Raw genomic sequence first — 17,989 nt, 5'->3', positions numbered from 1 at the left:
CTGGTGGCGACGCTGATCTTCATGCCGACCATCATCGTCTATACGCGCTGGGCCTACAGCGTGATGCGCGGCAAGGTCACCGCCGCCTATGTGCGCGAGCACGATCACAGTGCCTACTGAGGAGGCGGAATGCACATTGCCCTGACCTGCCAGAACCGCCGGACGCTCAGCGCCCATGCCGGCCGCTGCCGTCACTTTCTGCTCACTGACGGAGAGCGCTTCCGGTCGGTGGAACTGGATATCAGCCAGACCCTGCGCGAGAGCATGCAGGGCGGGGACTGGTCATCGCATCCGCTCGCGGGCATCGAGGTGCTGATCACGGCCGGAGTGGGGGCCGGGCTGGTGCAGGGCCTGGCCCGCCACGGCATCCGGACCGTGATCAGTGCGCAGTCGCTGCCTGCCAGTGCGCTGGCCGAGTGGCTTGCCGACCCGCAGGGCCGGGCGGCAGGCCATCCCGAATCCATCGGCGGTGGCGGTAGCCACTGCCACTTCTGAAGGAGAATTCGTCATGTGGTATTTCGCCTGGACACTTGGCATCGGTTTTGCCGTGCTGCTCGCCATTCTCAATGCGATGTGGGGGGAGTACGAGGACGCACGCCAGGCGTCGCTGGCCCCGGCTTCGGCAAGTGACGATGACTGAACATGCCGATGCGCCGTCGGCGCCGGAACCCGGCATGCAGCTGCCGCTGTTGCTGCTGGCCGTGTCGATCATGCTGGTGACGGTGGCTTGTCCCGCCCTGCTGGCCGATCACGACGGCCGCGCCGACCATGTGGCCGCGCTGCTGGTGTTCTGGTCGATGAGCGCGGGGTTTGTGCGCGGCGTCGGTTTCGTCCCCCAGGCGAGACTGCCGCGCTGGCTGCTGGGCACGACGGCGTCGATCACGGCGCTGCTGTTGGCAGTATGGCGTCTGCTGTAGCGGACTGCTCCGAGGTTGGCCCGGCCATGATTCCATCTGGCCGGGCTTTTTTTGCCCGCTACGCCGCCGATGGCTGACGGGCCGCTGTCAGGGCTTCCCGTTCGCTGATCCACGCTTCCAGCTGTTCCGGCGGCAGCGGGCGGGCCAGCAGGTAGCCCTGCACGATCTGGCAGCCGTGTTCTTCGAGAAAGCGGCGCTGGTACTCGGTTTCCACCCCTTCGGCGACCAGGGTCAGGTTCAGACCGGTGCCGATGCGGATCACGCCGGATGCCAGCGTGCGGGCGCGCGCGCTTTCTTCCAGCTGGTGAATAAAGCCCCGGTCGATCTTCAGCTCGTCGATGGCCAGCTGACCGAGCTGGCTGAGACTGGAATAGCCGGTCCCGAAATCATCCATGGCCAGCTGGATGCCCAGCGCACGGATGGCGGCCAGGGTGGCCCGGGTTTCCGAGCGGGTATCCAGCATGGCCCCTTCGGTCAGTTCCAGCCGCAGGTCGCAGGCCGACAGTCCGTGGCGGCGCAGGGTGTCGCTGACCAGCTCGACCAGCTTGATGCTGCGGAAGTGCCGTGGCGACAGATTGACCGAGACCGACGGCACGGGCAGACGCAGGCGACGCCAGTGCGACAACTGGCTGCAGGCCTCGTCCAGCGCCCATTCGCCCAGTGCGTCGCCGAGCCCGCATTCCTCTGCCAGCGGCACGAATTGCGCCGGCGAAATGGTCCCGTGGGCCGGATGCTGCCAGCGCGCCAGCGCTTCCACCCCGTACAGCGAGCCATCGCCGAGCCGGACCTGGGGCTGGTAGTGCAGGGTCAGCTGGCGGGTGCTGATGGCCACGCGCAGTGCGGTTTCCAGCGTCAGCCGGTCCTGGGCACGGCGGTTCAGGTCATGACTGAAGAAGCGGAAGGTGCCGCGTCCGGCCGATTTGGCCTGGTACATGGCCATGTCGGCATGCTTGAACAGGGTGTCGATATCGTCGCCATCATGCGGAAACAGGCTGATGCCGATGCTGACCGACGTCGTGATGGTATGGTCGTCGATACGGACCGGTTCGACCATGCAGGCCAGCAGGCGCTCAACCTCGCTGCCGGCCCGTTCGGCGCCGCAGTCGGGCAGGACCAGCACGAACTCGTCACCGCCGAAGCGGCCGAGGATCCAGTCCTGTTGCGCGTGCTGTTTCAGCCGCTGGGCGACGACCTGCAGCAGGCGATCGCCGATCGGGTGGCCCAGCGAGTCGTTGATGTGCTTGAAGCGGTCCAGATCGAGAAACAGGAACGCCATCTGCGAGCCGCGTTCACGGGTCCGGGCAATGGCCTGATCCAGTTTCTCGCGCAGGAACCAGCGGTTCGGCAGGCCGGTCAGTTCGTCGTACAGCGCCAGGGTCAGGATGCGTGCATTGGCTTCCTCGCGCTCCAGCGCCAGCGCGTACAGGTAGACGCAGGCATCGATGATGCGATGCTGGAACTGCGAAGGCCGCGCCTGCTTGCGGTAGTACAGGGCGAAGGTGCCGACCACCCGTCCGTCGCGCGCCTTGATCGGAATCGACCAGCATGCCTGCAGCCCCAGCGGCAGGGCCAGGTGCTTGTAATCGGCCCACAGCGGATCGGTGTCGATCTGCGACACGATGACCGGGGTGCCACGAAAGGCGGCCGTGCCGCAGGAGCCGACATTCGGGCCGATCGGCAGACCGTCGAGCAGTTGTATATAGCTGTCCGGCAGGCTGGGTGCGGCCAGCGGGCGGATACAGCCTTCCTTGTCGATGCGTACCACCGAGGCGATCACGTCCGGTGCAATGCGCTCGACCTGCAGGCAGATGCGCTCGGCCACTTCGCTGACCGGCAGCCCGCAGGCCACGGCTTCCAGGATGCTGTCCTGCAGCAGCTGCAGTTGCTTGGTTTCCGAAATATTGGTCAGTACCGAGATCGAATGCTGCAGACGGCCATCCTTGCCGATGGTCGGATTGACCACGGTCGAGACCCAGGTGGCATCGCCCTGCTTGCCGTACAGCAGCAGTTCTTCATAGATGCTCTCCGGGCGCAGGGCAGCCTGACTGACCCGTTCCAGCGTTTCCCGGTCGGTTTCCGGGCCGGCGAGCAGATGGGCCGGCCGCTTGCCGCGCACTTCTTCCAGCTGGTAGCCGAACAGCGTGGTGAAACCACGGTTCACGAACTGGATCTGCATGTTCCCGTCGCAGATGATGACCGCGTTGTCGGTTTCATGGGCAACCAGGGACAGCAGGTGACGTTCTTCGCGCAGTTGCACGTCGGCACTGACGTCGCGGATGAAAGCGGTATAGGTGATTTTCTTGCCGAGCCGGACCTTGGACAGCGACATGCTGCCCCAGAACGTGGAGCCGTCCTTGCGTTCGATGCGGATTTCGCGCCGGGTGCCGACAATGCGGTCGACACCGGTATCCCGGTTGCGGTTGATCAGCGAATCGTGGACCGGGCGGATGTCGGACGGTACCAGCAGACTGACGTTCCGGCCCAGCACCTCGTCGCGACGGTAACCCCAAAGCTTTTCAGCCGCCGCGTTGAAGAAGGTGATCCGGTTTCGGCTGTCAATGCTGACCACGGCATCGATGGCCTGCGCCAGCGCCTGCAGTTCGGCCGAGGCCAGGGCGCCGCGCCTGAGCTTGCCTGCCAGTTTGACTAAGGGGGTGAACACGTTTGCGTCTCCGGGACCGAGCTTGTCTGTTCGTTATTTCGGCCTGCGCGACAGGCCCCGTGTCGAAGGGGAGGGCGTTCCTTCGCGATCGGGCCTGCTGTCCGGGCCGGTGCGTCTCTGCCCATGCACATCATATCGACATTTGCTATCTGGGTATTTAGCGATATTTGTTATTTCAGCCGAATTCCGCCTGGCGGAAAAAACCGGGCCGGCCAGCATGAAAGCGCTCATTGAGCACTAATTGCTGTCGGGCAAAATGACACGAATACTGTTGTTTGCGACCTGCCCAGCCATGAGCTCGAGCCCGACTGTTTTCCGCTCCCCCATTGCCGCCATCCCTTCCCCCGTCCGCGACACATGGCGGACGGGCGGCTGGCTCACGCTGTCCTGGCCGCTGGCCATCGGGCTGCTGTGCGCCCTGCTGGTCTGCCTGTTGCCCGGCACGCTTGGCCATACCCCCTGGAAACAGGACGAGGCCTACAGCTTCGGCATCATTCAGCATATGGTCGAAAGCGGGCAATTGCTGGTGCCAACCAATGCCGGCCAGCCGTTTCTGGAAAAACCGCCACTGTATTACTGGACGGCAACGCTGTTTGCCCACTGGCTTCAGCCTGTCCTGCCGCTGCATGACGCTGCGCGGCTGGCCAGTGCCTTTTACACCGGGCTGGCAGCGGTCTTTGTCGTGCTGTTTGCCCGGGCCTCGTTTGCCGCCGCACGACTGACTGACCGGCGGGTGCTGATGACGCTGGCGCTGTACCTTGGCTCGGTCGGCATGATCAAGCACGTGCACGACCTGTTTACCGACGTTGCGCTGTGCGCCGGCGTGATGCGGTCTGGCTGGGGCTGGGGGTCGGCATGGCCGCGATGAGCAAGGGGCTGTTCATTCCGGCGATCTTTGCCCTGAGCAGCGTGCTGCTGCCGGTGCTGCTGCCCGCTTGCCGGACACGGCGCTATCTGAACCGATTGCTGCCAGACTGGTAGTACTGCCGCTAGCTGCTGGCCGAAACCCGGGGCGCGCCGATGCCGCTACCATCGGGCTGGGCGCTGTTCTGGCGAGGCAGTCAGGAGGGTGACACGTCGGAACACCTGACCCTGTTCGAGCGCGCCGCGCACTGACTGCAGGCGCCGCGCGCAGGTCAGGCCCGGCTGCCATCTATGATGATCTGACAGCGTCTTCCCGTGCGTAACCGCCGTGCTGGCACGGCATTTGCGTCTGCGTGGAGCGTACGCCGCACCCCTGCGGCGAATCAGACACGGGAGCAGCCATGCACGCGCTTACCTTGCCGGCACCGGCGCATTACGACGAAATGCTGCTTGCCTCGGGCGCCGTGCGCCCGCACTACCAGCCGTTTGCCGACTGGCTGCATGCGCATACGCCGCAGTGGCTGGCGGACAAGCATGCCGAAGCCGATCTGTTGTTCCACAAGGCCGGGATCACCTTTGCCGTTTACGGCGACGAAGCCGGCGCCGAGCGGCTGATCCCGTTCGACACCGTGCCGCGTATCGTGCCGGCCGACGAGTGGCGGATGCTGGAAGCCGGCCTGCGCCAGCGGGTCAGTGCGCTGAACCGCTTTCTGTACGACATCTATCACGACCATGACATCGTTCGCGCCGGGCTGATTCCGGCCGAGCAGGTGTTTGCCAATGCCCAGTACCAGCCGGCGATGCAGGGGCTGGACCTGCCGCACGACATCTATACCCATATCGCCGGGGTGGACCTGATCCGTCACGCCGACGGTGGCTACTACGTGCTGGAAGACAATCTGCGCGTGCCGTCCGGCGTCAGCTACATGCTGGAAAACCGCAAGATGATGATGCGGCTGTTCCCGGAGCTGTTCGCCCGCTATCCGGTCGCCCCGGTCGAGCACTATCCGACCCTGCTGCTGAACACGCTGCGCCATGCAAGCCAGGTCGAGGCGCCGACGGTGGTGGTGCTGACGCCGGGGCCGTACAACTCGGCCTACTTCGAGCATGCGTTCCTGGCCCAGCAGATGGGGGTTGAGCTGGTCGAGGGCCAGGACCTGTTCGTCAACGACGACGGCGTGTTCATGCGCACCACGGCGGGGCCGCAGCGGGTCGACGTGATCTACCGTCGCATCGACGACGCCTTTCTCGACCCGCTGGCCTTCCGCAGTGACTCGATGCTTGGCGTGCCGGGACTGCTGTCCGCCTATCGTCAGGGCACGGTGATCCTGGCCAATGCGATCGGCACCGGGGTGGCCGACGACAAGTCGATCTATCCGTTCGTGCCGGACATGATCCGCTTCTACCTTGGCGAGGAGCCGATTCTGTACAACGTGCCGACCTGGCAGTGCCGGCGTGCAGAAGACCTGTCACACGTGCTGGCCCACCTGCCCGAGCTGGTGGTGAAGGAAGTCCATGGTGCCGGCGGCTACGGCATGCTGGTCGGCCCGGCGGCCTCCCGGCAGGAAATCGACGATTTCCGCCGCCGGATAGAAGCCGCACCGGCCAATTACATTGCCCAGCCGACGCTGTGCCTGTCGAGTTGCCCGACCTTTGTCGACAGCGGCATCGCGCCACGCCATATCGACCTGCGACCGTTCGTGCTGACCGGCCGCGAGATTTCGATGGTGGCCGGCGGGCTGACCCGGGTCGCGCTGAAGGCCGGTTCGCTGGTGGTGAACTCGTCACAGGGCGGCGGCACCAAGGACACCTGGGTGCTGGAATCCGGCCCCTCCCTCTAAAGACTACGGAACCGATCCCATGCTCTCGCGCACTGCTGCCCAGCTCTACTGGATGAGCCGATACCTGGAGCGCGCCGAAAATCTGGTGCGCATGCTTGATGTCACCCACTCGCTGTCGCTGCTGCCGCAATCGCGCGGCAGCGGCATCGAACTGAATGCGCCGCTGGTGGTGACCGGCTCGCTGCAGGCCTTCGAGGCCAAGCAGGTTCAACTGGACGTCGAACGGCTGTTCGACTTCATGGCGCTGGATCTGGACAACCCGTCCTCGGTGCTCAGCTGCATCAAGGCCGCGCGCGAAAACGCCCATGCGGTGCGTGGCCAGATCACGGCGGAAATGTGGGAGGCGATCAATGCCACCTGGCTCGAAGGCCGTACGCTGCCCGCGCGCGGCGTGCCGAACGTGTCGTCGTTTTTCGACTGGGTGAAGGAGCGCTCGCACCTGTTCCGCGGCGCGACGCACGGCACCCTGCAGCGCAATGACGCCTTCTGCTTTATCCGTCTCGGCATCTTTATCGAGCGAGCCGACAATACTGCGCGGCTGCTGGACGTGAAGTCGCATCTGGTGGCCGAAGCCGCCGAGGACAGCGCACCGGACTTCTACGCCTGGAGTGCGCTGCTGCGTTCGCTGTCGGCGTTCGAGGCCTATCACGCTGCCTATCGCGACAGCCTGGATGCACGGCGGGTGACCGAACTGCTGATCCTGCGTCCGGACGTGCCGCGTTCGCTGCGCGCCTGCTATGCCGAAATCTGGTCCAACCTGGCCGAGGTCAGGGGCGGGCAGGGCGGGGAAGATGCCGGCCGCATTGCCAAGCAACTGGCCGGGCAACTGGCGATCAGCCTCGAGTACGGGGCGGTTGACGAGATCCTGGCCGAGGGACTGCACGAATGGCTGACCGGTTTCCTGGCGCGTTCGGCCGAACTCGGCGAAGCGATCCAGACCGCCTATCTGGAAGCCGGCTGATGCGCGGCCGCGCACGCCGCTCCGATTCCTTTTCTGCCGGGAGCCCGTCATGAAGCTGGCCATCGAACACGACACGATTTACCGCTACGACCACCCGGTCCGGCGCAGCATCCAGTATCTGCGGCTGACGCCGCGCTCCTCGGCGCGCGTGCGCGTACTCGACTGGCGGCTGGAGCTGCCGGCGCGGGCGAAAGCGGGGACCGATGCCTACGGCAATACGCTGCATGTGCTGACGCTCGACGTGCCGCATGTCGACATCCACCTGCGCGCGGTCGGCACGGTGGAGACCGACGATCGCGAGGCGGATGTCGAAACCGACAACCGGTTGCCGCCCGAGGTGTTCCTGCGCGATACGCCGCTGAGCCTTGCCGATGCCGCGCTGTCCGGTTTCGCCGCCGGATTTGCCGGTGCGGTGATGGCCGATCGCCGCCGGGGCTTCGAGCACCTGATGGTGGCGCTGGCGGAGCACATGCCGTATACGCCGGGCGTGACCCATGCGGCCACTTCGGCGGCAGAAGCGTTCGCCGGCCGGCTGGGCGTGTGCCAGGACCACAGCCACGCGATGATTGCCTGCGCGCGCCGGCTCGGCGTGCCGGCGCGTTACGTCAGCGGCTATCTGGCCACCGATATCGAGCATGTCGCCAGCCATGCCTGGGCCGAGCTGTGGATGGACGGCGGCTGGCTGGGCTACGACGCCAGCAATCTGTGCCTGGCTGCCGGCCGGCATGTGAAGCTGGCGGTCGGGCTCGACTATCTCGATGCCTGCCCGGTGCGCGGCATGCGGGTCGGCGGCGGCGATGAAATCATGCATATCGCGGCCCGGGTGGTGTCGTCGGCAGCAGATCAGTAAAAGCGCGTGGCAGACCGGAGCCGACAGGCTACAGTGATGCCCTCCAAACGATTTTCCTGTACACGATCGCCATGACTTATTGCGTAGCCATGCGGCTGGAAGCCGGCCTGCTGTTTGCCTCGGATTCGCGGACCAATGCGGGTATCGACCACATTTCCACCTTCCGCAAGATGACCGTGTTCGAGGCGCCCGGCGAGCGCCTGCTGGTGCTGCTGAACTCGGGCAATCTGGCGACTACCCAGAGCGTGATCAGCCTGCTGCGCCAGCGGCTGGGCCATGACGGGCCGAACCTGATGAACGTGGCATCGATGTATGACGCGGCCAGCCTGCTGGGCAGCACCATCCGGGAGGTCATGGCGCGCGACAGTACCGGGCATGCCACGCTGGACCAGGGCGTCGACTATGGTGGCAGTTTCCTGATCGGCGGGCAGATCCGGGGTGAGGTCACGCGCCTGTTTCAGGTTTACCCGCAGGGCAATTTCATCGAGGCCAGCGAGGACACGCCCTATTTCCAGATTGGCGAGGCCAAGTACGGCAAGCCGATCATCGACCGGGTGCTGCACTACCGCACGCCGCTGGCAGAAGCCGCCAAATGTACGCTGATCTCGTTCGATTCGACCGTGCGCAGCAACCTGTCGGTCGGGCTGCCGATCGACATGCTGATCTACCGCACCGACTCGTTCGCGCCGGCGGTTCCCCATCGCATCGGCGAAGACGACCCGTATTTCCACCAGTTGAGCCGGGGCTGGGGAGAAGGCCTGCGCCAGGTGTTTGGCGGCCTGCCGGATGCGGACTGGTTCGACTGAGCCGGCCACCTGGCCCGGATGAAAAAACCGCCGCGAGGGCTGCTCGCGGCGGTTTTTTCATTGTTGTACCGTCATTCCCACGGCGGTACCGACGCGTCTCCGGCCGGGGCCGCTGCCGGCGTGACGACCGGCGCCGGCCGTGCCGGTGCTGGCGCCGGTGACGATTCGCCATCGACCGGCAGTTCACCGCCGAGCGCCTCGATCAGCTCGCCGATCAGGCCGCGCAGCTCGCCGACCATCAGCAGCAGGGTGGCGTCGAACAGCGCTTCGGCGTCGTCGCCGGCCTGGCTGGCCTCGTCCTCGATCACGTCGAGGAACTGGACCCGTTTCAGTTCCAGCTTGTCGGTCAGCACGAAGCGGATGCGTTCCTGCCAGATCAGCCCGAGGCGGGTGACCTGCTTGCCGGTATCGACGTGCTGGCGGACTTCCTGCGCGGTCAGATCCTGGCGCGCGCAGCGGATGGTGGCGCCATCATCGCCGGGCGATTTCAGTTCGCAGTCGCTGTCGAGCTCGAAACCGTCCGGTGCGCCTTCGGCCAGCCACATGGTCATGGCCGTGGCCGGCGACAGCGCCGTGCGCGGCAGGCGGGCCGGGAACGGCGGCAGTTGTTCGCGGATGGCGCTGACCAGGTTCTCGGCCTTGGTCCCGCCGGCATCGGCGACCAGCCAGCCGGATTGCGGATCGATATAGCAGCGGCTGCGACCGCTCTTGGTGAACGCGCGCGGCAGCAGATCGTCCTCGACCGTCTCGCGCAGTTCCTTCTTTTCCTTGCGACCGACCTGGCGCAGTTCCTTTTCCTCGATCTCGGCCACGCGGCGTTCGACGAAGTCACGCACCACGGCGGCCGGCAGCACCTTGTCCTCGCGCTTCAGCGTCACCAGCGCGGCACCGCCGGCGCGGGCCAGCATCTGGTCCGGCTTGTGCGGTGCGGCGGGGACGAAACCGTCGCTGTACCAGTCCAGCCCGCCGCACGTGGCGAACGGATGCCGGGCCAGGGCGGTTTCGAGCTTGTCGAAATCGGGCAGCTGTCTGGGGTCGAGGCGGAAGAGGGCAAGCTGGCGGAACCACATCGCGTAGCGCTCCTGAGTTGATGGCAAGGCGGCGATTGTAAGCGCTGGACGCCGGCCGGGCACGGCCGATTGCAGGCTGCCGCGTGCCGCCGCAACTGATCCGGCACATAAGCCGCTGTTTTTGGATGATTTGCGCCGCAAAGCCGCATGCCGGCGCTAAAAACTGCTTGCCATTGCCGGTCCGGCTGCTTAATATTGCGACCTCTCGACGCCACTGGCGGTGCTATTTGCCGCGAACGTCGGGGAAAGATCGGGGTGTAGCTTAGCCTGGTAGAGCGCTACGTTCGGGACGTAGAGGCCGGAGGTTCGAATCCTCTCACCCCGACCAGTCTTTCCAACCATGACGAAAACCCGTTTCGTCTGGTCGAGCCGGTACCATTCGGGGTGTAGCTTAGCCTGGTAGAGCGCTACGTTCGGGACGTAGAGGCCGGAGGTTCGAATCCTCTCACCCCGACCAGAATTTGCAGTCAATGAAAACGCCGCACAGTCTGCCTGTGCGGCTTTTTGTTTTTCCGTCAGACCATGTTTTCCGGCCGGACCCAGGCATCGAAATCGTCGGCGCTGGTTGCGCCAAGGGCGATCGCCGCGTCGCGCAGCGTCAGCCCGTGATGGTGGGCATGCTTGGCGATGGCGGCGGCACGGTCGTAGCCGATATGCGGCGCCAGTGCGGTGACCAGCATCAGTGAGCGCGACATCAGTTCGGCAATGCGTTCTTCGCGGGCGACGATGCCGCGCGCGCAGTGGTGATCGAACGAACGCGAGGCATCGGCCAGCAGTCGCACGCTCTGCATGAACGCATCAATGATGACCGGCTTGTACACATTCAGCTCGAAGTTGCCGCTGGCGCCGGCGAGGTTCACCGTCGTGTCGTTGCCGAGTACGCGCACGCAGGCCATGGTCAGCGCTTCGGCCTGGGTCGGATTGACCTTGCCCGGCATGATCGAACTGCCCGGTTCGTTTTCCGGCAGGGACAGCTCGCCGAGCCCTGAGCGCGGACCGCTCGCCAGCCAGCGAATGTCGTTGGCGATCTTGAACAGCGCGGCGGCCAGCGTCTTCAGTGCACCATGGGCATGGACCAGCGGTTCGTGCCCGGCCAGCGCGGCGAACTTGTTCGGCGCACTCTCGAATGGCAGCCCGGTGTCGCGCGCCAGTTCCGCCGCCATGTGTCCGGCAAAGTCCGGGTGCGCATTCAGGCCGGTCCCGACCGCCGTGCCCCCGATGGCGAGCTGGTACAGCGTCGGCAGCGCGGCTTCGACATAGCCGATGGCCAGATCGAGCTGGGCGACATAGCCGGAGAACTCCTGGCCCAGCGTCAGCGGTGTTGCATCCTGCAGATGCGTGCGACCGATCTTGATGATGTGGGCGAAGGTGCGCGCTTTTTCTGCCAGTGTGTCGCGCAGTGCACGCACCGCCGGCAGCAACTGGTCGTGCAGGCCTTCGGCGGCGGCAACGTGCATGGCGGTCGGGAACACGTCATTCGACGACTGGCCGTGGTTGACGTCATCGTTCGGATGGATCAGCCGTGCCTCGCCGCGCGTGCCGCCGAGTTTTTCCGAGGCCAGGTTGGCCAGCACCTCGTTCATGTTCATGTTGCTCTGCGTGCCCGAGCCGGTCTGCCAGACCGACAGCGGAAACTCGCCCGGATGGCGGCCATGGATCACATCGTCGGCGGCATCCATGATGGCTTTTGCCTTGTGCGAATCAAGCTGGCCCAGCGTGGTATTGACCCCGGCCGCCGCGCGCTTGATCCGTGCCAGCGCCCGGATCAGCCCCTCGGGCATCCGTTCGGTGGAAATGGCGAAGTGTTCCAGCGAACGCTGGGTCTGTGCCCCCCACAGGCGGTCGGCCGGCACGTCGATGGGGCCGAAACTGTCGTGTTCGGAACGGGTAGCACTCATGGGGAGGACTCCTTTGACTGACTGTGTGGGGGAGGGGCCGGACGATGAAGAAAGGCGCTGCCAGTATGGCACAGCCGATACGGGTGGGCGGCGCATGGCGCGATGCATATCGGGCACAAACAGAATTTGGAAATCGTAATTGGTTTCTTTTGCTTATATGCTGACTCCATTACAGTCCCCCCATGTGACCGGGAAGCCGGGCCGACAGACTGCAACGGAAGCGCTATGAGCATCGCCGACTTCGACATCGTGATTCAACCTGGCTGGCAGGATTCCTCGGCCGAACACTGGCAAAGCCGCTGGCAACTGGCATGGCCTGACGCCGTGCGGGTGGCCCATGGCAACTGGGATACGCCGGAGCTGCCGCGCTGGCTCGACGGGCTGGATGCGGCCCTGGCCGCATGCCGCAAGCCGGCGCTGGTGGTCGCCCACAGCCTGGGTTGCGTGACCGTTGCTCATCATGTGCGCCGGGGAGGCCGGCCGATTGCCGGTGCGCTGCTGGTGGCGCCGGCCGATGTCGAGCGCAGCGGCGTGCCGGCGGCGCTGGCCGGATTTGCCCCGATCCCGGCGGCAGCATTGCCGTTTCCCGCCATACTGGTAGCCAGCGACGATGACCCGTATTGCCCGCTGGACCGGGCGGAAGCGCTGGCTGGCGCCTGGCGCACCGACCTGGTGCGAATTGGCAAGGCCGGGCATATCAACGCGGCATCGGGTCTGGGTGACTGGGCACAGGGGCGGGTGCTGCTCGAACTGCTGGCGAGGACGGTGGGCGGCGCCGGCCCTGCCCGGTCAGGAAAAATCCGGTAGTTGTGTCAGGAGAACGTTCGGGTGATAGAAGCTGGATCCGAGATCGAAAGTCATCCCGTATGGATTCTGCCCACGGATACGGAAATCATAACAGCTGTATTCTGTATCGACTCTGTAGTTGTACACCTGATCGTGGAGAATCGCCTTGATATGCCCTTCCACAATGGGCGTTCGATAGGGACCATTGAAACAGGGCCTGACTTCGACAAGCCCGTTTGCATGTGCTTCGGTGGTGCAGGCAATTTCGCCATTGACTTGATGGTTAATGCGGAATGACTGTTGCGATGCAGGCAGAACCAATTCTTCTTGCTCAATTTGCAGGCAATGACCAGCGTGGATGATGGCAATGTTTTTCCGCGTGTCGGCACCCTGTATGGAGGTCCATATTTTTTTCCCTGCCGCATTATAAAAATAAGAATGCGTTTGTGTTTTTCCCTGCTCTGTAGTGGTTAATTTCGTAATATTGTTTGCCGCGCCATAAAGAAACTTCTTCTGTGTGGTGGTGTTGAATCGGGTGCAGGTATTGCTGATGATGTTGCCTTCCGTGTCGTAGGCCAGGTCAACCTGGGTGCGAGTCAGGGAGCCAGACTGTGTCGTCAATATTTTTTCAAGCCGGAAGGCGGTGTTGTAGGTATACAGGGACTCCGTTTCTTCTCTGCCTGATTCCCCTCTGATTCGATAAATATTGTTCAGGCTATCGTACTCGAAACGCTGATAATTTTGTATTTGATCATACTCGTTACGGTAAACGACATTGCCTGCTCTCCTCCATTTCCAGAGGGAGCCACGGCTGTTGTACTCATACGTTTCGGACCACTTGTGGGTATTTGTGGCGCTGAATGTGTAGGAGACATCGCTGAGCTGCAAATGCCTGTTGTATTGCATGACGGTTTGCAGAATGTTGTGATTGTAAAAAATGTAATTGTTGCAAACAACCAGATTATAATTTCCGTAGTGAAAATTTTTCCTGATGCCATTGTAAACACTGTTTCTGGACAGATGCTTTGCATAATTGTCGATGCCGGTGATATTCCCCGTCGCTGCTGAACGATGGATATGGGAAAGCCAGATAATGGAATTGTTCAATTCTCCATGCGTAAGGTAAAAGATAACGAATTTTTCGTTGCCGTTGCCGTCGTATTTGTATACTGCTCTGATGATGGATGCGTTTTTATTGAAAGAGACCTGGACCTGCTCTGGCTTCCCACAAACGGTAGGAAGAATTTCTGTCGAGTATCTTCCCAATGCGCTAAAGCCCCAGCTTCCAGTTTCCTTTACCAGTTTATTAAACTGGTTGTAGGCCAGTGTTCTGGTGAACGTTCCTTCATTTTGAACGACTTTATCCTCTACCAGCAAACCGGTTTTTTCATCGTAGCTGAATGAGAAAACCGATATTGTGATGCGAGACTCATCCAGGATTTTTTGCTTTGTGACCTGACCAAGTGCCGAGTTGTATTCATAATCCCATGCACGCCCGCCGGATATGGAAATGCGGTTTGGGCATGTAAAAATATTGGTTTTTGAATAGTCGTAATCGGATTTTGCCGACAATGTTGTCGAAGTGGTAACCCTGTCCAGCCCATCGTATGTTGATTCTCCGATAACAACAGAGTCAACGGATATTCTGGATATCAGTGTGTCGCTGCTATGCGGTGCATAGGCATAAAGGGTTGTGCCGCTCGATGTGCCGGTCTCGGAAATTTTTCTGTCGAATGCATCGTACAGAAAATATTTTTCTTCTCTTTCCGTTCGGGCATGCAAACGCAGTCTCATGAAATCATCATAAGAGAACGTCTCTGTAACGTCGGGCGTGCTCGCTTTGCTCGATGGGTAAGTTTCCTCCTTTGAAACCTGATGGGTGTCATTCCAGTATGCTATTGTTTTTTTGTCGCCAGGTGTCGAGATGGTAGTAACGGTTTTCTGGTTTGCATTGCCCTGGACTGTGTCGTATTCATAGACATCCTTTGACAGGGTTGTATCGTATTTTGACAGAAGCTCATTATAAATATTCCATTTGTAATAAGTAATGAGTGTTACCAATGGGGCGACAGGCGTCACCGTGCTTGCTGGATTTGGGTAATCGAAACGGGTTTCTGTCGAAAGCTGGTTGAGGTCATTGAACTCATTGCGAATGATTTCATAGCTGATGCCGGGTGCCTCCGGAGAGGAAGAACGGCTGGAGGGGGCGAGCCAGGAGGTACTGATCAGATTGCCTGAGCCATCGAATATCTCTATTTCAGCGTAAGGAAGGGATGACCTTGTCGTGGTGGTGCTATTGGAAAGTGCATCGAACACGACATCTGTCGTCATGGAGCCGGGATAGCCTTTGGCGTATGTGCTTCTTGTAATTCTTCCCAGTTGATCATATTCAAAATCGGTAATATTGTTGTTGTTGTCGGTGGAAGAAATGACATCTGCTGTGATATAGCGCTGGGTGATGGATTCTGTTTTTTTTATTTCTGAATTATCATGGCCTGTTGTTTCTTTTTTTATGGTAACGGTATTGTCCGCCGAATTGTCGGCATAGGTGAAAGTGACCGTTGTTGCAAAATAGGCTGGTGCGGCTGCTTCTCCCTGTGTTGCGATACCGCCAGTTTCACTGACTGCTTTTGTCATGCGGCCTGGATCATCATAAGTGTAGGCTGTTTTTTTTAATGGGCTTATGCTGGATGGTGAATTTTTGTCTTTAAAGAAGAATTGTTCGTTGTTGCTCTGGATCAGGTCGGTGTTCGTGGATTTTGCATAGGTGTATTGCCATGTTTTTTGGGGGAGCTCATCGGGCGCTGTTTTGGATGAACGTGTTTTTGATTTAAGAAAGCGAATGAATCCATTTTGCTCGGGGGGGCAGAGTACGGTGCCATCCTCTGCCGTCTCTCCTGCCGCCGGATAATAAACATACCACTCTCTCATTCCATCCATGTTTCTGAAATTTATCAAATTTGAATAATCATCATATTCTAAAGTCGTATAAAAATTCGTGTACACCTTGTTGCTGCCTGTTCCAGTGACCGACTTGATGTCAGTTCGTACCGGAAGCATGAAACTTGGAGACTGGCCATCAATCCCTGCAGAATATTTTAATTGATAGGAAAAACTGGTAAAGCAGATGCGATCGCTGGATTTTTCTTGCGGTAGTATTTTTGAGAGCAGATAGAATTTGTTGTAGGTGTGTGTCACCGTCTTTGACGGGGTGTCCTTGTTTCCCACCGTTTCAATGACTCTGTATGAATAGGACTCGGGTAAATTTTCCAGATTGTCCGTGTTGTCTACCCAGGTTGTAATATCGGGATAGCCCAGATAATTCCTGCGAGGATATTCGTACCGGATATCGACAGTTTTCTTGGGGGCGACGGAAAAGGCAGTTCGGGTGATAAATACGGCTGACACAGCCGATATGGCCGCTTGCAGCCCGGAGGGAGCGGGCAGGGTCGTGTACTCTATCGCCTGCTCCTGAAAATAATTAATAAGTGATTTCCAGTTTTTGATAAGAAAATAATTGGTGTTGTGTCTGATGTAACTGAATGCATACAGGATCGGGTTGCCTGTGCCCGGTATGGAGATGGCACGCAACTGATAGGGCTGGGGACCCAGCAGTGTAAAAGCGAATTTGCCTCGCTGTGATGTGACCAAATGCTCTCTGACGTTGTCGGTTTGCGTCATGCTGCTGGACAGCAGCACGGTTGCGCTATCATCACTGATGGTGAAGGTGTTATCGCTGTTCCAGCTGATGTACAAATGCTTCTTGCTGGGGATGGTAATACAGGTCGTCCTCCCCGATGAAATCGTTTCAATACGACCATCGATATGGACTATCGTGCAGCTGCCATCTGTTTCCTGCTTGAAGGTAAAAGTATTGGTTTTCTTGTATTGCAGACTGACAGCGCCGGACGCCTCCGTGTTCATCCGGTATCGGCTTCCATCTGACAATACCAGCGTGCGCAGCGGGGAAGAAGCATCGTCCGGGTCGGGATCCTCATCGATTCTTGCCAGGCTCAGTTCCCAGCCCGTTCCGAAACCATAGTCATTGGCATTGAACTGATTGAAGCGCAGGGCCAGGTCCAGATCCGGCCCTTGCAGCTGGTTGGCGGAAATGTCTGCCAGCGGGATATTCAGAATATACATGCCAGAGGCTGGATTGACCCCATCCTGCTTCCAGTTCATCAAACTGAAGATATTGGAATAAAACAGCATGAATTTTCTCCCTGAGTGCACCAATAAAAGCAGGGCGTTTTTTGATCATTGATCAGGGTAATTTTATAAATGAATGCAATGTCATTGAAAGCGAGTCAGCAATCGATGATTTGGCCGAATGGTAGATTGAATTTTCGGAAATGTTTTTGACTGGCGCAAAGGGTGTTCTTGGCAGGCTGGAATATAATTTTGGACATGCCGACACAGACAGGTTTCCCAGCTCCGGATAGGAGCTGGACAGGGATCGGACCAGATGAGGGCGTGGTGAAGTTAACGATAAACCCGGGATGTCATCGGTTAATGTCTTGACGGAATGGCTCGCATTGTTGCGCCAGCGTTGCGTGATGCTCCATGTAAAATTCTTTATTCTAAGCAAACCGCTCCAGGTTGAACCTGCGGCAGGAATGAGCAGGATGGCACCGCTAATGCCATACAGAATATTCGAGGCATCACCCAGCTGGCCCCCATATTCCGGGTCAGCGTCAATGATGACGCCGGATGCGATCTGCATTGACGCGGCTACGACCAGAATAATGCCACCCACCAGTGTTGCCAATATGAGAAGCATGCTTGTCATGGTCAGGATGCTCAGAATGGCAAAGACTCCAGCTATCAAGCCGGTGGCACCCGCAGCGATGGCGGTGGATGCCGAGTAACTGTAAGAGCCTGCCTGGTAGGAAACATAGCCCGTCGTATCCAGGCGATTGACGGGATCACTGGAACAGAACAGGTATGGATTCATGCCACCGATGGAAAAAGGACTGAAAGGGTCGAGTGTCAGAAAGCGTTGAATGCCCGGGTCGTAGCTGCGTGCACCGTCACCCAGATCGTACAGCTGCATTTTCATGCCGACCCAGTTAATCGGTTCACCGTGCATGCCTATCTGGGGGCGGTGGGCGCTGTCGAATGAACGCTGCAGGTTTTCTGTTGGCCGGGCGGTACCAGGGTATGTGTCATTTTCGTCCAGTGCACAGGCGTACCAGGGTGTAAAACGCCGCCTTTGCTCATCACTGTCTGCTTTGCGGACCAGCACCGGCTTCAATGTCGCATCCCGGTACTGCTGCGCAAACGGCAGCGGCGGCGCCTCGCGTGCCGGCCGGCTGCGGTCCACGCAGTAGCCCG

14 protein-coding genes and 2 tRNA genes are annotated in these 17,989 nt (G+C 60.3%); 11 read left to right on the top strand and 5 right to left on the bottom strand.

Annotated features, from left to right (window positions below; genetic code table 11):
• Positions 1-129 precede the first annotated feature (129 nt).
• From DFO50_RS18370 to DFO50_RS18360, 3 genes are read left to right on the top strand one after another with little or no spacing between them, the layout of a single operon-like run.
• A complete protein-coding gene (locus tag DFO50_RS18370; protein WP_028500207.1) occupies positions 130-495 on the top strand; it encodes a NifB/NifX family molybdenum-iron cluster-binding protein in 366 nt (121 codons plus the stop codon).
• A gap of 13 nt (positions 496-508) precedes the next feature.
• Positions 509-640, top strand: coding sequence for a cytochrome bd-I oxidase subunit CydX (gene cydX, locus DFO50_RS18365; protein WP_036386708.1), 132 nt, complete (start codon positions 509-511; stop codon positions 638-640).
• Positions 633-917, top strand: coding sequence for a cyd operon YbgE family protein (locus DFO50_RS18360; protein WP_036386709.1), 285 nt, complete (start codon positions 633-635; stop codon positions 915-917). The genes cydX and DFO50_RS18360 overlap by 8 nt, the downstream gene beginning before the upstream one ends.
• Before the next feature lie 58 nt (positions 918-975).
• Here the strand turns inward: DFO50_RS18360 and DFO50_RS18355 are convergent, their stop codons facing one another.
• Positions 976-3,579 carry an EAL domain-containing protein gene (locus tag DFO50_RS18355; protein ID WP_107888643.1) on the bottom strand — a complete coding sequence of 868 codons (2,604 nt, stop codon included), beginning with the start codon at positions 3,577-3,579 and terminating at the stop codon, positions 976-978.
• A 292-nt stretch (positions 3,580-3,871) separates the two neighbouring features.
• On the opposite strand from DFO50_RS18355, the gene DFO50_RS18350 reads away from it, so the two are divergent.
• The 5 genes from DFO50_RS18350 to DFO50_RS18330 all read left to right on the top strand — a co-directional run bounded on the left by DFO50_RS18350 (position 3,872) and on the right by DFO50_RS18330 (position 8,901).
• Positions 3,872-4,447: a glycosyltransferase family 39 protein gene (locus DFO50_RS18350; RefSeq protein WP_112692985.1), complete on the top strand. Its 576-nt coding sequence runs from the start codon at positions 3,872-3,874 to the stop codon at positions 4,445-4,447.
• Positions 4,448-4,844: 397 nt separating this feature from the next.
• Complete coding sequence (locus tag DFO50_RS18345) at positions 4,845-6,284, top strand: circularly permuted type 2 ATP-grasp protein (RefSeq protein ID WP_028500210.1); 1,440 nt, start codon at positions 4,845-4,847, stop codon at positions 6,282-6,284.
• Between the two features lie 19 nt (positions 6,285-6,303).
• The gene (locus DFO50_RS18340; protein WP_028500211.1) at positions 6,304-7,245 is read left to right on the top strand and encodes an alpha-E domain-containing protein; all 942 of its coding nucleotides are present in this window, start codon (positions 6,304-6,306) and stop codon (positions 7,243-7,245) included.
• 49 nt (positions 7,246-7,294) lie between these two features.
• Positions 7,295-8,095, top strand: coding sequence for a transglutaminase family protein (locus DFO50_RS18335; protein WP_028500212.1), 801 nt, complete (start codon positions 7,295-7,297; stop codon positions 8,093-8,095).
• A gap of 71 nt (positions 8,096-8,166) precedes the next feature.
• Entirely contained in the window at positions 8,167-8,901 is a 735-nt protein-coding gene (locus DFO50_RS18330) for a proteasome-type protease (protein WP_112692984.1), read from the top strand.
• Positions 8,902-8,972: 71 nt separating this feature from the next.
• Here the strand turns inward: DFO50_RS18330 and DFO50_RS18325 are convergent, their stop codons facing one another.
• Entirely contained in the window at positions 8,973-9,971 is a 999-nt protein-coding gene (locus DFO50_RS18325) for a recombination-associated protein RdgC (protein ID WP_112692983.1), read from the bottom strand.
• A gap of 251 nt (positions 9,972-10,222) precedes the next feature.
• Here DFO50_RS18325 and DFO50_RS18320 point away from each other — a divergent pair.
• A tRNA-Pro gene (locus tag DFO50_RS18320) sits at positions 10,223-10,299 on the top strand.
• A gap of 52 nt (positions 10,300-10,351) precedes the next feature.
• Positions 10,352-10,428: transfer RNA gene (locus DFO50_RS18315), tRNA-Pro, on the top strand.
• Between the two features lie 58 nt (positions 10,429-10,486).
• Here DFO50_RS18315 and fumC read toward each other — a convergent pair.
• Entirely contained in the window at positions 10,487-11,869 is a 1,383-nt protein-coding gene (gene fumC / locus DFO50_RS18310) for a class II fumarate hydratase (RefSeq protein ID WP_028500215.1), read from the bottom strand.
• A gap of 225 nt (positions 11,870-12,094) precedes the next feature.
• Between fumC and DFO50_RS18305 the strand changes: the two genes are divergently transcribed.
• Positions 12,095-12,676, top strand: a complete 582-nt coding sequence (locus DFO50_RS18305; RefSeq protein WP_036386711.1) for an alpha/beta hydrolase — start codon at positions 12,095-12,097, stop codon at positions 12,674-12,676.
• Here DFO50_RS18305 and DFO50_RS18295 read toward each other — a convergent pair.
• Both DFO50_RS18295 and DFO50_RS18290 read right to left on the bottom strand, forming a co-directional pair.
• A complete protein-coding gene (locus DFO50_RS18295; RefSeq protein WP_112692982.1) occupies positions 12,659-16,867 on the bottom strand; it encodes an RHS repeat domain-containing protein in 4,209 nt (1,402 codons plus the stop codon). The two genes, DFO50_RS18305 and DFO50_RS18295, sit on opposite strands and share 18 nt — an antisense overlap.
• Positions 16,868-16,919: 52 nt before the next feature.
• Positions 16,920-17,989 (bottom strand): RHS repeat-associated core domain-containing protein (locus tag DFO50_RS18290; RefSeq protein ID WP_199489897.1); only part of this gene is annotated, 1,070 nt, incomplete at its 5' end.

The sequence above is a fragment of the Microvirgula sp. AG722 genome (assembly GCF_003269145.1).
In the GTDB taxonomy this organism is placed as follows: Bacteria; Pseudomonadota; Gammaproteobacteria; order Burkholderiales; family Aquaspirillaceae; genus Microvirgula; species Microvirgula aerodenitrificans.
This window is presented reverse-complemented; position numbering and strand designations above follow the sequence as displayed.

Bases quoted from the DNA above. Each gene is read 5' to 3' on its own strand.
- DFO50_RS18325 (WP_112692983.1), bottom strand. From the start codon at position 9,971: ATGTGGTTCCGCCAGCTTGCCCTCTTCCGCCTCGACCCCAGACAGCTG.
- DFO50_RS18335 (WP_028500212.1), top strand. From the start codon at position 7,295: ATGAAGCTGGCCATCGAACACGACACGATTTACCGCTACGACCACCCG.
- cydX (WP_036386708.1), top strand. From the start codon at position 509: ATGTGGTATTTCGCCTGGACACTTGGCATCGGTTTTGCCGTGCTGCTC.
- DFO50_RS18330 (WP_112692984.1), top strand. From the start codon at position 8,167: ATGACTTATTGCGTAGCCATGCGGCTGGAAGCCGGCCTGCTGTTTGCC.
- DFO50_RS18345 (WP_028500210.1), top strand. From the start codon at position 4,845: ATGCACGCGCTTACCTTGCCGGCACCGGCGCATTACGACGAAATGCTG.
- DFO50_RS18370 (WP_028500207.1), top strand. From the start codon at position 130: ATGCACATTGCCCTGACCTGCCAGAACCGCCGGACGCTCAGCGCCCAT.
- DFO50_RS18360 (WP_036386709.1), top strand. From the start codon at position 633: ATGACTGAACATGCCGATGCGCCGTCGGCGCCGGAACCCGGCATGCAG.
- fumC (WP_028500215.1), bottom strand. From the start codon at position 11,869: ATGAGTGCTACCCGTTCCGAACACGACAGTTTCGGCCCCATCGACGTG.
- DFO50_RS18340 (WP_028500211.1), top strand. From the start codon at position 6,304: ATGCTCTCGCGCACTGCTGCCCAGCTCTACTGGATGAGCCGATACCTG.
- DFO50_RS18350 (WP_112692985.1), top strand. From the start codon at position 3,872: ATGAGCTCGAGCCCGACTGTTTTCCGCTCCCCCATTGCCGCCATCCCT.
- DFO50_RS18295 (WP_112692982.1), bottom strand. From the start codon at position 16,867: ATGCTGTTTTATTCCAATATCTTCAGTTTGATGAACTGGAAGCAGGAT.
- DFO50_RS18305 (WP_036386711.1), top strand. From the start codon at position 12,095: ATGAGCATCGCCGACTTCGACATCGTGATTCAACCTGGCTGGCAGGAT.